Below are 13,696 nucleotides of genomic sequence, written 5' to 3' on the forward strand. Positions count from 1 at the left end.
AATACGTAGAAAAGTATCAGCTAGCTTTTTAAGTATATTAACGATGCATATTAGCAAAGTAGTGGATTGGTTTTAGACGCTTGTAATACGCCAAGTTTACACAGCAAGTCTTTCTCATTACGGGTTGGCGAACGACGGAAATAGAACAGGTATTCAGTCATTCCGATCAACTCTGATTTTTCTTCTGCTGTGAGTGCATCCACACTATCAAGCAACAAATCAACAGATTCTAATTCCGTTAAACAACATGGCTTGCTCTTGTTGAGCTGATCGTAGAAGTACTCTAAATTCACATCACATTCTTGTTTGTAGCTCTGTCTTACTGCAATTAAACGCAGCAATGCCGTGATGTAAGCTTGGCTCATTTCTTTTGCTTCAAGCTCTGCTAGTTGATTAAGTACATAGACGCGTGCAGAAATACGTAATCGCACTTCGCTTAACGCTTTTTGCTGTACCCAAGCATCCCAAAATCCGGTGATCAGGGTAGACACGAGCGGGATGTAGACACGCACACTACTACGAGAAATCGACTTCTGCAGAATCGCTTTAATTACAAAGTTACTGAGGATGTCTTTACCTGTATACAGTGCCACCTTGATGTAGCGAAACTTGCTGAATTTCTTATATGGCTTAATACCGTGAATATTTTCAACTGGCTCTGATAGTTCCATAACTGCACGTACGAGTGATGCTTTCATCTTATCGCAGAACTGGTACTTTTCGCTGGCGCGGTTAATCAAAATAGCGGTAGTAATAAAGCCGACTTCAAACAGTAAAAACAGCTCAAGACCAATAAAAATCAAGTTTACAAATGCCAACTTTAACAGGTTGTCTAAAGCTAGCCAGTTTTCGCCTAAAAGCTCTAAGTAAATCTCAAAGGAGACGATAAAAAATGTCGTGATAAATCCAATAAAGAAGGAAAGCGCAACACATAACTGACAAAGTCGTTTGTCATTGATAGTACTAAAAATGCTTTGAGTGATTGGTAAATAACGCTCAACGCGCTTCAATCCCCAACTTTCAATTTTTGCTTCAATCATGCTTCAATTATCAAGTGTGAACAGAATAAAATAATGCGTATTTAATGCGATGCGTATTTTAAGTGGCGAGGCTAGAATCACATAGCAAATTTATTTTGTAGTGCTAAAAATAAACAATAAATAAGCTAATCAGTTAAAAATAAAAAATAATGAGTTGAAAATAACTCATTATTTTTCATATGGATAAGGTTAATAAAACAGTATTTAATTGATATTGTAAATAAGTGTTACTTAGCCAGAAAACTGACGTGAGAAAGCTGTTTTTTCGCAGACTGTGCATTAGGCTCTGTTTGAGACGCTGGTTTATTCTCAGCTTTAGGGAGTAGGCGAAACACAGGCTGACCGTCTTCTTTTCTTATAAACGCCACTTCGCGATAAAGTAAATCATCACTGTCTTTTGTCGCTGCTAAGGTTTCATCTTTTAACAAAGATAAAGGACCAATCATCGCTGTACAGTGATAGATTTTATGCTCGTAATTGTTAAACAGTTTACATGGCTGATCGAGTGTGAAGGTTTCACCAGGCTCTAAGTGACGGCTGTTTTCAACGGCTCGGTTAATGTCACTGATCCCTGCGGCAAATGTGGATGTTGTTCCCATCAGTAGGGCACAGGAAAACAGTGTGAGAGATGATTTTAGTAATGTGTTGGGCATTGTTATATCCAAATAAAAGCCAATACTTTATTCGACTAAAAGTATTGGCTTTATTAGTACGATGGCTATTGCGACAGGAGTTTACTATCCGTCAGGGATAAATAAAAATACAATTATCACGGTGTTGTTTTTATTTACCACATGGTGTTTGTTGTACCATCCAAAAGCTAAGCCCAATTCTCTGCGTCTATAGACCGTAAGATGCTAGCAAGTTATGAAAATACAGTGAGATACTTGCCCAAATTCGGGTGAGCCAGCTACCTTGTTGAACGTTATTGAGCGCGATAAGTGGCTCAGTTTGAATAACGTTGCCTTTATAGGTCACGGTCATTTCGCCTAATTTATCACCCTTATTAACTGGTGCTTTGATATCACGATCAATTTGAAGCTTAGTTAGCAGATCTTTCTCATCAACACTGGAAGGAAGCACCAAGGTTAGTGGTTTATCAAGGCCTAGAGAGACAGTATTTTGTTTTCCTCCCCAAACATTTTGTTCAGAAAGTTTACTGTCTGCTGCATATAAGGTGTCTTGTTTGAAGAAGCGGAAGCCGTAATTGAACAGTGCCTTACTTTGCGCGGCAACATCATTCAGTGATTGTGTACCTAGAACAACGCCTACTAACTTCATCGGGTTATTGGGTATTTCAGCAGAGCTTACCAATGAATATCCCGCAGCTTCTGTACTGCCTGTTTTCATACCAGTCGCATATTGATAAGTGAATAATAAGCGATTGAAATTGGGTTGGCGGATATGATTGTATTCAAAATACTTTTGACTGAAAAAATGAAAGTATTGCGGGTAGTCGTTCATGATGTGCTGTCCGAGCAGCCCAAGATCATAAGCGGTTGAGAAATGTGCTGGTGCTGGCAAGCCCATGACAGTCGTGAAATGGGTATTGTGCATGCCGAGTTTAACGGCAGTCGCGTTCATCATCGAAACGAATGAAGATTGCGAGCCTGCTACGTAATTTGCCAAGGTAACAGCAGCATCATTCCCCGACTCAACAATCACACCCTGAATAAGATCTTTTACTGAAACATAAGAGCCGGGCTTCAAGAACATTCTTGAACCACCTGTGCGCCATGCAACTTCCGGCACTTGTACTTTTGAGTCTAGTGAAATTACACCGTCGGCAAGTTTTTGCTCAACAATGTACATTAGCATTAACTTGGTGGTGCTGGCTGGTGCCATACGCATGTTGGCATCATTTGAGGCAATAATCTGTCCCGTATTGGCATCCATTAAAATGAAAGCGCGTGCCTCAAGCTTAGGTGGGAATACGCGAGCCTGAGCCCACTTTTGCACCATTGTTTCTGGGATCCCATTTACACCGCCTGCTTCAACTGGCGCAGAAGGCACTTGCACACTTTCTGGGATATTGGCTTTTACATCGATAGCGCCGAAACTATTGAGTGGCGCTTGAGCGTCTTTGTATTGTGTTGCCGCGTAGTAATCACTATCAGGCATAGTGTTCGCCGCATCATTGCTAGGCGTGGCAAATACTGTGCTGGAGGAGAATAATGCAGCGATTGCTGCGGCTAAGGAGAGCTGTTTGATAGTCGTCATAGGAGTTTTAAATTTATAGTTATTCACTAAAAGCGCAATATAAAAAACGACTAGATAGGATATTGGCTATAACCAAATCATGGTGCTTAAGTCCTGCTTTCTAGCGAACTATGCGATACCCGTGTTGGTTATAGCCTTTCGTATCTTGTCTATTCCTATTCTACCAGCAGCTCCATGATAGGAACCTGAACAGCAATGATGTTTATGCAGCAGCAAATTCTGCTAATAGTTCTTTTTGGCGATCGCTTAAGTTTTGTGGTGTTTCAATGTGTAATTGAACAATTAAGTCACCAGTATTACCTTTACGATCCGTTACGCCTTTACCTTTCAGACGGAACTTACGACCATTTTGCGTGCCTTCTGGGATCTTAAGGCTAATTGCGCCACCTAAGGTATTCACTTCGATTTTACCGCCAAGGGCTGCTGTGACGAAATCAGTGGTAGCTTTACAATGTAAATTGTTGCCTTCACGTGTGTAGCGTGGGTGAGGGCGAATATTCATTTGAATATAAACATCACCTTGTGCGCCACCGTTAATACCTGGATGACCTTTACCGCTTAAACGGATACGACCGCCATCTTCGATACCTGCTGGGATCTTGATGTTTAGTTTTTTGTTTACTTGGGTGTTGCCTTCAAATACAGGCAAATCAATTACACGAGAAGCGCCATTGATAGCATCTTCTAAATCGATTTCCATGGTGTATTGTAGATCTTCACCCTTTTGAGGACGTGTTGAATGACGGCTACCGAAGCCACCACGACCACCGCGTGCATTAGAGAACATATCGCCAAACGCACCGCCGAAAATATCTTCAAAATCAGCGTAATTACCACCACCGAAGCCACCATTAAAGCCTTGATGACCACCGCCATGATGTCCGCCCCCCATGCCTGGGTTATCAAACGCAGCGTGACCAAATTGATCGTAAGCAGCACGTTTTTCTTTGTCAGTTAAAATCTCGTAAGCTGCTTTTACTTCTTTGAATTTGTCAGCAGCAGTTGGATCATCCGGATTTTTATCTGGGTGAAACTTCATTGCGAGCTTTTTGTAAGCTTTCTTAATTTCTTTTTCTGATGCAGTTTTGGCGACACCAAGAACTTCATAAAAATCACGTTTTGACATTGGTAACACCTCTTATCCCAACTGAGATAACTATCTGGAACATTCGATGGCTTATCATACCCAAAAACGATAATTGGTTTAAGCGTATTGAATGGTGAAAAGGCACAGATAGTTAGCCAAATTAGATTTACGTTTTACTGGTTGTTATTGCAGAAAAGGGCGAGAGAGATGATCTCTACGCCCGTATCTATTCTTAGCGCTAGAATGCTATCACTGATAGCATTCTATCTATAGCAATTACTTCACTTCTTCAAACTCTGCATCAACAACATCGTCGTCTTTTGCATTGCTCTGAGCATCAGCTTGTTGCTGAGTGTTCGCTTGAGTTTGAGCATGTTCCATCAGCTTTTGCGCTGCAGCCATTAGTGCTTGAGTATGTTGCTCAATGACGTCTTTGTCGTCGCCAGATTTCACATTCTCAAGTGCAGTAATTGCGCTCTCAACTTGCTCTTTATCAGCCGCTGGAAGTGCATCACCTGCTTCTGCTAATTGCTTACGTGTACTGTGGATCATGTGGTCAGCTTGGTTACGAGCCGTGACCAGTTGTTCAAATTGCATGTCAGCGTCTTTGTTTGCTTCAGCTTCTTGAACCATTTTCTCAATCTCGGCCTCAGTTAAACCACCTGATGCTTGAATCGTGATTTTTTGCGCTTCTACGGTAGCCTTATCCGTTGCAGAAACATTCAAGATACCATCAGCATCTAAATCGAATGTCACTTCAATTTGCGGCATACCACGAGGTGCTGCTTGAATTCCTTCAAGGTTGAATTGACCAAGTGACTTATTGTGCATCGCTTGCTTACGTTCACCTTGTAGTACGTGAATGGTTACCGCACTTTGGTTATCTTCCGCCGTAGAGAAAACTTGTTCTGCTTTAGTCGGGATGGTGGTGTTCTTATCAATCAAGGTTGTCATCACACCACCCATGGTTTCGATACCAAAGGATAGTGGTGTTACATCAAGAAGAAGCACATCTTTCACATCATCGGCTAATACACCACCTTGAATTGCAGCGCCCATAGCGACAGCTTCATCAGGGTTTACGTCTTTACGCGGCTCTTTACCAAAGAAATCAGCAACGGTTTTCTGTACGAGTGGCATACGTGTTTGACCACCCACTAAGATAACGTCTGTGATGTCATTCACACTCAAGTTAGCATCTTTTAGCGCTGATTTTACAGGGCTTAAAGTACCTTGTACTAGCTCATCAACCAGTGATTCCAATTTTGCACGTGTGATCTTAATATTCAAATGCTTAGGACCTGTTGCGTCCGCTGTCACATAAGGTAAGTTCACATCTGTTTGTTGTGCAGAAGAAAGCTCAATTTTTGCTTTTTCAGCAGCTTCTTTTACACGTTGCATTGCAAGTGGATCATTACGTAGATCGATGCCTTGCTCTTTCTTAAATTCATCAACAAGGTAGTTGATCAAACGAGTATCGAAATCTTCACCACCTAAGTGAGTATCACCATTGGTTGCCAATACTTCAAAGGTTTGCTCGCCATCAACGTTATCAATCTCGATGATTGAAATATCGAAAGTACCACCACCTAAGTCGTACACAGCGATAGTGCGATCGCCACCTTTTTTGTCTAAACCATAAGCAAGTGCAGCTGCTGTTGGCTCGTTGATAATACGTTTAACTTCAAGCCCTGCAATACGACCAGCATCTTTGGTTGCCTGACGCTGAGCATCGTTAAAGTAAGCAGGAACAGTAATTACCGCGGCAGTGACTTTTTCACCTAGGTATTCTTCTGCTGTTTTCTTCATTTTCTTCAGAACTTCAGCTGATACTTGAGGCGCAGCCATTTTCTGGCCCTTCGCTTCAACCCATGCATCACCATTGTCTGCTTTAACAATTTTGTATGGCATAACTGAAAGGTCACGTTGAATTTCTTCGTCTTCAAAACGACGACCGATCAAACGCTTAATTGCAAATAGCGTATTTTCTGGGTTGGTTACTGCTTGACGTTTTGCTGGTTGACCAACAAGGGTTTCACCATCGGTGTAAGCAATAACAGAGGCCGTTGTACGTTCGCCTTCGGCGTTTTCAATCACGCGTGGCATGTCGCCGTCTAATACAGAAACACAAGAGTTAGTTGTACCTAAGTCAATACCGATAATTTTACTCATAAATTTTTTCCTCAATGTATCGCATTGATTAGTTATTCTTATCTGAACTTTGTTCGATATTTTAATAAAGATAAGAAAGATCCACTTGATGAAGTGGCATCAAGATGAAGTATCAATGCAATTTAAATACGATTTCCCGATAGGGGATAAATATGATGAGCTATCAACCAGTCGATACTTGGTCGAAATAAAAGGGTGATAGCTCTTTACTCTGTTATCTATTCAAAGCTAATAAATAGCGTTGATATTACTCTTCAGTTGGCAGTGTTGCTGCTTTACCGATAGCAATTTTACGTGGTTGCATCGCTTCTGGTACTTCACGCTCTAAGTCGATATGAAGTAGACCATTTTCTAAGTTAGCACCAACCACTTTTACGTAATCCGCAAGTTGGAATTTACGTTCAAAGTTGCGCTCTGCAATACCTTGATAGATAAAGTTCTTGTTTTCTTCAGGAGCCTTAGTTCCTGTTACAACAAGCATATTTTCATTTTGAGTAAGATCTAAGCGATCTTCAGAGAAACCAGCAACAGCCATTGTGATGCGGTAATTGTTCTCATCAGTTTGCTCGATATTGTACGGAGGGTATCCGGTTGCTTGTGCTTTGTTACTGCTTGCTTCAACTAGGTTGAATAAGCGATCAAAACCAATAGCGTGGCGGTATAGGGGAGTGAAATCTACATTACGCATAGTAACTATCCTCAATAATAAGCAATAGTCTTAGTGTCGACAGAAGATATATAAAGCTGTCGTTTTACACTAAGCGGATCGATTAAGTGATCCGATAAAACAGAACTAATAAGGCATTCCCTAATCAGGCGAATCTTATTAGCATTTAGAACTCCATTTGGCAGTTCGTGTAATTAATATATGCTTCCGGAGTTATCCGGTCAACACATTTTAATAAGTTTTTCTAATCTTTTTGTTGGTTTTTATGTAACTAATTGATTTTACAAATTAACCAAGACTAAAAAAGTTGAGCATTAACAAAATTAAGCCATTTATAAGCCTGAATCGATGCGAGATTGAATACAATCTTGCTGCTCTTCATATAAAAATAAGGGCGATATTTACCTTTTCAAGGGGAAAGGTGAGAAGAGTTCAATCTTTTCGATTTGAAGTTGAACCTGATAACCGCCTGAGGTATTTCATTAAAAAGTGAACGGATTGTCTTGTTATTGCGTATAAATTTTTATTGCCTTTATAACGTCAGCAGTACTCCTGCTCTACACTAAAATAGCAAGGCTGATAATTCTAATGTGCTGATTAGGAATGGAATGAATGCATGTAATAGTAAGGCGAATATTGCCCTTAGTGATTATCGCAATCTTTATTGCGTTGTCTGTTTTACTGCTCAATAACAAAAAACGCCCTGAACAACAAAAAGCCCAAGTGAGAATGCCCGTTCTTGAAGTGATCAGAATAGAAAAGCAAGATGTCCAACTCTCGGTAGATTCTTACGGCGTGGTAGAGCCCAAATATAAAGCGGAAGTGGTTTCAGAAGTTATCGGATCTGTTAACTATATTTCACCCGATTTCGCAGTGGGTAAGTTTGTTAGTAAAGGTGACCTGTTAGCCCGACTAGATGACAGCGATTACCATGCGGATCTCGCTCAAGCAGAAGCATCTTTAGCACAAGCTCAAGCTAAACTGAAAGAAGAAATTGCCCGAGGGAAAGTGGCAAAAAAGACTTTGCGTGATGTGTCGCCTAATAAGAAGACCGCATTGGGTTTACGAGAGCCACAACGAAAACAAGAAGAAGCTAATGTAAAGTTTGCTAAAGCGGGTGTCGACCGTGCTAAACGTAATTTAGCCAAAACCGAAATTCGTGCACCATTTGATGCGCTAGTCAAAATGAAGAACATCAATATGGGAAGTTACTTAACCCAAGGTAAGTTAATTGGCGAGCTATATGGTACTGAAACTGCTGAAATTCGCTTACCTATTACCCCAAATTCTTTTTCATATCTGGATCTCAATCGGTTAGATAGCCGAAAGCTGAATATTGAAGCGCAATATGGCGATATACAAATCAATCATTGGGCTGCGAAACTTGTACGTAATGAAGGGATCATCGATAAAGATAATCGGATGATTTACCTTATCGCTGAAGTCGATGACCCTTATAACTTAAAATCCCCGCTTGATAAGCCATCGATAAAATCCATCTCGTCACTATCTACCTCGTCACCGTCTCTCACCTTACCTGTTTTGCAGTTTGGCACCTTTGTTACCACGACTATTCAAGGCAAGAAAGTCAAAGATGTGATCAAGTTACCTCGTCACGTTGTTCGCTCAGAGCAAGTTATCGTGGTAGATAGCCAAAATAAAACCCAAACCCGTCAGGTAAATGTGGTTCGCTCCGATAATGAAAATGCGTATGTAATCGGTGGGTTAGAAGATGGCGAGTTTGTTTCACTTATTAGATCTGACAGTTTAATTGATGGCACAGAAGTTAAAACTGTAATGAGTCAAAGCTACACGCCAGAGATCGCACCGTTAATGGCTGCAGAGCCTAAAGTGGTGAATGCGGGAGAATCGCCATGAAGCAAAAGGGATTGATTGCATGGTTTGCCCATAACCATGTTGCAGCGAACTTATTAATGCTGGTGGTGATGCTTGGTGGTTTGTTTTCCATTAGTTTGATCAATAAAGAGATTTTTCCTGCTTTTGCTTTAAATAGGATAATGATCTCGGCGAGTTATCCCGGCGCTTCACCAGAAGATATAGAGCAAAGTATTAACGTTAAAATAGAGCAGTCGTTAGATAACGTTAAAAACATTAAACGCATACAATCTGTGGCATCACAAGGCTCAGCCTCTTTAACTTTAGAGCTAGAGTCTGAAGCTGATCTTGAGCAAGTATTAGATGATGTAAAACAGCAAATTGAGGCGATATCCACCTTTCCCGTTAATATGGAAACCCCGTTAGTTAAACGGGCAGAATTTACTAGCAACGTTGTTTTTATCTCGCTTTATGGCGATTTGAATGAACGCCAATTAAAAGAATATGCAAAGCAAGTTCGTGACGATATTTTGCAGCAAACAGATGCATCTGATGTTGTTGTATCTGGCGTTAAAGATTATGAAATTGCCATTGATGTTTCTGAAAATGCACTGCGCAAATACGGTTTAACGTTTGAGCAGGTAGCGCAAGTTGTTCAGCAGCGTTCGATCGATTTACCTGGTGGCATGATCAAAGCCAAAGACGGTGACTTACTGGTTCGTACCAATGGTCAGTTATATAACGGTGATGGGTTTTCATCGATAGTGCTGCAAACTCGCCCTGACGGTAGTCGGTTATATCTATCCGATGTTGCGACTATTTCTGATGGTTTTATTGAAGATCGTATTTTAAACCGTTTCAACCGCGAACGTGCTGCGGTGATCCAAGTGCGTAATCTCACCGATGAAGATGCTACTAAAATTGCCGAACAAGTGGGTAAATACGTCGAACAAGCACAAACCAAATTACCAACAGGCGTATATTTAGATTCATGGGGTGATATGTCCCATTATTTGGAAGGGCGTTTGAATATGATGCTTTCCAATATGTTCTACGGCGGTATTTTAGTCTTTATTATTTTGGCGCTCTTTCTTGATATCCGCGTTGCTTTTTGGGTGATCCTCGGTATTCCCTTTTGCTTTCTTGGTACTTTGCTTTTCATGCCAACACCGCTGGTGGCAGTCTCCATTAATTTGATCTCCCTATTTGGCTTTATTTTAGTTCTCGGGATAGTGGTGGATGACGCCATAGTGGTTGGTGAAAGTGTTTACAGTGAAGTTGAAGACAAAGGACAAAGCATTGATAACGTCATAGCAGGTGCGAAGAAAGTCGCTATTCCTGCCACGTTTGGGGTGTTAACAACCATGGCTGCATTTATCCCCATGTTGATTTCAGATGCGCCTCGCACTGAGTTTTTCAAAGCTATCGCATGGGTTGTATTGCTGTGTTTAACCTTTTCATTAATTGAATCAAAATTAATCTTACCCGCGCATTTAGCACGAGCGCGATTAGCACAAGCTAAGTCGCGAACCAATGCATTATCACGGTTTAAACAGCGTTTAAACTTAGCGGTTGATCGGTTTATCAATCAGGATTATCGCCGTTTTATCTCAGTATGTATTGTGCATCGTTACAGTGTGCTAGCGACGTTTAGCGGTATTTTGATGCTAGCGATAGCCTTAGTGGTAAGTGGACAATTGCGCTGGGTCTTTTTCCCAAATCTTCCTTCGGATTATATTCAGGTGAATGTCGATATGAATATCTCTTCATCTGATGAAAATAACGCCAAAGTTGCCGCCCAAATAGAAGAAGCGTTATATCAAACTGATGCAGAAATTTTCCAAGAGCTTGGTGTTCATGTTGTCAAACACACGTTTATCAATATGGAAAATCGCCAAGACTTATTCGTTCTTGCAGAGCTGCATAAAACAGAAACGCTACCGATCACCAGTTTTGAAATCCTAAAACAGTGGCAAGCGCAATTACCGCCGTTAGTGGGAGTGAAAAATATCACCTTTGAAGCCTCTATTGGACGTAAACAAAGTGATGTGCAATTTAGCTTAAAAGGGGATGATTTGGCGCAGTTAGCACAAGCTTCAAAAGCGATGCAGCAGTTGCTATATCAATATGATGGGACATTGAATATCAAAGATGATCTTTCATCACCAACACCAGAAGTGAAACTGCAATTAACTAAAGCTGGGGAAGCATTAGGGTTGTCGTTAGCCTCATTAGCCAGTCAAGTGCGTCATGCTTTCTATGGTTATGAAGTGCAACGTGTGCTGCGAAATAACGAGGAAGTAAAGGTCATGGTGCGCTATCCACAACAAGAGCGTAGCACGATTGGCTATTTAGAAAATATGAAAGTCATTTTGCCTAATGGACGTTTTGTACCTTTTACTGAAGTGGCAAAAGCGAATATTGAATCGTCATATACAAGTATTAATCGAGTAGATAGAAAGCGCTCTGTGATTGTGTCTGCCAATGTTGATAAATCGCAAACCTCACCGTCAGATATTTATAACGACATATTAGAAAATAAGTTAGATCAGCTACGTCAGGCATTTCCGAATGTAAAATTCGCTTTAGATGGGCGAGCCAAAGATGAAAAGAACACCAAAGGCAGTTTGATCCGTGATTCTATATTGGCACTGATCACTATCTTCGCATTAATGGCGATCCCGTTACGCTCTTACAGTCAGCCGTTGATCATTATGTCGGTGATCCCGTTTGGTATTATTGGTGCCATTGCAGGGCATTACTTAGCTGGGCTTACCTTAAATCTACTCAGCGTATTTGGCATATTGGCGTTGGCTGGGGTAGTGGTGAATGATTCTTTGGTGTTGGTTAGCTTTATTAATCGGGCATTAAAGCAAGGAGTACCTTTAGAGCAAGCCGTGGTTAATGCGGGATGCTCGCGATTTAGAGCGATAGTGTTAACCTCGCTGACTACTTTTTTCGGACTTGCGCCAATTTTGCTAGAAGATAGCTTACAAGCGCAAATTGTGATCCCAATGGCGACTTCGTTGGCGTTCGGTATTTTGTTCGCCACCGTTGTCACACTGTTACTTGTTCCTTCGCTGTATTTGATCTTGGCAGACATTAAAAGAGGGATGAAGCGGTTTTATCATTGGTGGTGGCAACCACGTACATTAGAGTGATCGTTAAAACCAAACACTAACGACGTGGTTTAAGCCATCAAGTTTTCTTTTGTTAGAAACCAAAACCAACACCAGCTGAAACACCTGTATTATGTTCAGAATCATCAGAGGCAGCTAAGGTCACAATACAGCGTTTACCCACATCAAATTTACCACCGATAGCGACAGCACATTGGTTATCGTAATGAGCAGTACCTAGCCCGATAGTGTAGTGATATCCCTGACGCATCGGAATGGCACTCATCGCCATTGCACTAGCAATACCAGCATTGGCTTGATCATGGACACGATCAATATCATGGCGTAATGCGTTAACACGTTGATCTGTGTATTTGTTAGCGGCACTTAATGTGGATGCTGCATTCTGGTCACTATAGTGATTAGCTTGTTCAACAGCACTATGAGCCTGTGCATTTGTGTAACTATTGGCTTGGTGCAGCGTTGTTGTCGCTTTATTGTTGGTGTACTGGTTTGCTTTTTTTACCGCTTGCGTTTCATCTTGATCGGCATGTTGGTTCGCTTGCTTAATTGCATTAGTTGTTTGGGAATTGGTGTAGTTATTCGCTTGTTTAATCGCATTGGTTGTTTGGGTATTGGTATAATTATTTGCTTGTGTAATGCCTTGATGAAGCTGACTTACATTGACAGCATCGGTTTCAGCAATACCCGCATGAACATGTTCTAAACGACGTTGCGTTGTACTGTTACCAAACGAAACTTGCCCATCCGTTGATACTGACTGATTGCCTATCGCAATAGAGCCGGGTGTACCTGATGCAGTCGCACTATTACCGATTGTGATGTCTTTTTCACCTGCCGTTGCTTTTGTACCTATTGCCATCGAATAGTTACCATCAGCTTTACTACTTGTGCCAACTGCCATGGCATAAGCACCTTTTGCTTCACTTGTGGTACCCATAGCGGTTGTTGAGTAACCTGTCGCTTTTGCACTAGAGCCAAAAGCGATTGACGCATTACCGTTAGCTGTTGAGGTTGAGCCAAAAGCCTCGGTTTGAACACCTTTTGCGGTTGCACCAGAGCCAAAAGAAGAAGAGCTGTTACCATAAGTTTGGGCATTTGAACCAAATGATGCAGATTGATCGCCTTTACTTTTCGCTGCAATACCCACAGCAACAGCGGCATCACCATCGGCATCAGAAGAATAACCTTCAGCGACACTGGATTGTCCTTTCGCTGATGCAGCATAACCAATAGATACGGAGTTATTACTATTGGTAACAGCAGTATTATCACCAATCATGACGTTATTAGAGTATTGAGCACCTTTAGGTAATACTTCGGTTTGTTGTTCGCCTAATTTAATACTGTGTGCAAAGCAGGGTAATGTAAAAAACGACAATAATAAGTAAGTTGCTTTATTTGTTCGCATAATATGATCTCCAATATTTTTATTGGCATGAGCATATAGAGAACAATCATGAAGCGAATATAGATAGGAATAGAATGAAAGATATCAAAAATAGATTTCATGCATAAAATTAGAGCATTATGC

9 protein-coding genes are annotated in these 13,696 nt (G+C 41.1%); 2 read left to right on the plus strand and 7 right to left on the minus strand.

The window, feature by feature from the left end; genetic code table 11:
- Nucleotides 1-50 precede the first annotated feature (50 nt).
- From Q7674_RS02730 to Q7674_RS02755, 6 genes are all read right to left on the minus strand, one after another.
- Nucleotides 51-1,040, minus strand: coding sequence for an LBF_2804 family protein (locus tag Q7674_RS02730; RefSeq protein ID WP_008989047.1), 990 nt, complete (start codon nucleotides 1,038-1,040; stop codon nucleotides 51-53).
- Between the two features lie 227 nt (nucleotides 1,041-1,267).
- The gene (locus tag Q7674_RS02735; RefSeq protein WP_045063784.1) at nucleotides 1,268-1,693 is read right to left on the minus strand and encodes a hypothetical protein; all 426 of its coding nucleotides are present in this window, start codon (nucleotides 1,691-1,693) and stop codon (nucleotides 1,268-1,270) included.
- Between the two features lie 187 nt (nucleotides 1,694-1,880).
- On the minus strand, nucleotides 1,881-3,260 hold the full coding sequence (locus tag Q7674_RS02740) for a D-alanyl-D-alanine carboxypeptidase family protein (RefSeq protein ID WP_305422493.1): 1,380 nt from the start codon (nucleotides 3,258-3,260) through the stop codon (nucleotides 1,881-1,883).
- A 202-nt stretch (nucleotides 3,261-3,462) separates the two neighbouring features.
- Complete coding sequence (locus Q7674_RS02745; protein ID WP_023934764.1) at nucleotides 3,463-4,386, minus strand: DnaJ C-terminal domain-containing protein; 924 nt, start codon at nucleotides 4,384-4,386, stop codon at nucleotides 3,463-3,465.
- A gap of 237 nt (nucleotides 4,387-4,623) precedes the next feature.
- Nucleotides 4,624-6,519 (minus strand): molecular chaperone DnaK, encoded by a 1,896-nt coding sequence (gene dnaK / locus Q7674_RS02750; protein WP_305422494.1) that lies wholly within the window; start codon nucleotides 6,517-6,519, stop codon nucleotides 4,624-4,626.
- Nucleotides 6,520-6,766: 247 nt separating this feature from the next.
- Nucleotides 6,767-7,207, minus strand: a complete 441-nt coding sequence (locus tag Q7674_RS02755) for an Hsp20 family protein (protein ID WP_006644850.1) — start codon at nucleotides 7,205-7,207, stop codon at nucleotides 6,767-6,769.
- A gap of 591 nt (nucleotides 7,208-7,798) precedes the next feature.
- Between Q7674_RS02755 and Q7674_RS02760 the strand changes: the two genes are divergently transcribed.
- Together Q7674_RS02760 and Q7674_RS02765 are read left to right on the plus strand one after the other, a co-directional pair.
- Nucleotides 7,799-9,064 (plus strand): efflux RND transporter periplasmic adaptor subunit, encoded by a 1,266-nt coding sequence (locus tag Q7674_RS02760; RefSeq protein WP_045063786.1) that lies wholly within the window; start codon nucleotides 7,799-7,801, stop codon nucleotides 9,062-9,064.
- Nucleotides 9,061-12,183, plus strand: coding sequence for an efflux RND transporter permease subunit (locus Q7674_RS02765; protein WP_045063787.1), 3,123 nt, complete (start codon nucleotides 9,061-9,063; stop codon nucleotides 12,181-12,183). The genes Q7674_RS02760 and Q7674_RS02765 overlap by 4 nt, the downstream gene beginning before the upstream one ends.
- A 52-nt stretch (nucleotides 12,184-12,235) precedes the next feature.
- Here the strand turns inward: Q7674_RS02765 and Q7674_RS02770 are convergent, their stop codons facing one another.
- Entirely contained in the window at nucleotides 12,236-13,573 is a 1,338-nt protein-coding gene (locus Q7674_RS02770) for a YadA-like family protein (RefSeq protein WP_045063788.1), read from the minus strand.
- Nucleotides 13,574-13,696: the final 123 nt, after the last annotated feature.

Origin of the sequence: Photobacterium leiognathi (genome assembly GCF_030685535.1) — a bacterium.
Lineage (GTDB): Bacteria > Pseudomonadota > Gammaproteobacteria > Enterobacterales > Vibrionaceae > Photobacterium > Photobacterium leiognathi.

Bases quoted from the DNA above. Each gene is read 5' to 3' on its own strand.
- Q7674_RS02755 (WP_006644850.1), bottom strand. From the start codon at position 7,207: ATGCGTAATGTAGATTTCACTCCCCTATACCGCCACGCTATTGGTTTT.
- Q7674_RS02730 (WP_008989047.1), bottom strand. From the start codon at position 1,040: ATGATTGAAGCAAAAATTGAAAGTTGGGGATTGAAGCGCGTTGAGCGT.
- Q7674_RS02765 (WP_045063787.1), top strand. From the start codon at position 9,061: ATGAAGCAAAAGGGATTGATTGCATGGTTTGCCCATAACCATGTTGCA.
- Q7674_RS02745 (WP_023934764.1), bottom strand. From the start codon at position 4,386: ATGTCAAAACGTGATTTTTATGAAGTTCTTGGTGTCGCCAAAACTGCA.
- Q7674_RS02770 (WP_045063788.1), bottom strand. From the start codon at position 13,573: ATGCGAACAAATAAAGCAACTTACTTATTATTGTCGTTTTTTACATTA.
- Q7674_RS02760 (WP_045063786.1), top strand. From the start codon at position 7,799: ATGCATGTAATAGTAAGGCGAATATTGCCCTTAGTGATTATCGCAATC.
- dnaK (WP_305422494.1), bottom strand. From the start codon at position 6,519: ATGAGTAAAATTATCGGTATTGACTTAGGTACAACTAACTCTTGTGTT.
- Q7674_RS02735 (WP_045063784.1), bottom strand. From the start codon at position 1,693: ATGCCCAACACATTACTAAAATCATCTCTCACACTGTTTTCCTGTGCC.
- Q7674_RS02740 (WP_305422493.1), bottom strand. From the start codon at position 3,260: ATGACGACTATCAAACAGCTCTCCTTAGCCGCAGCAATCGCTGCATTA.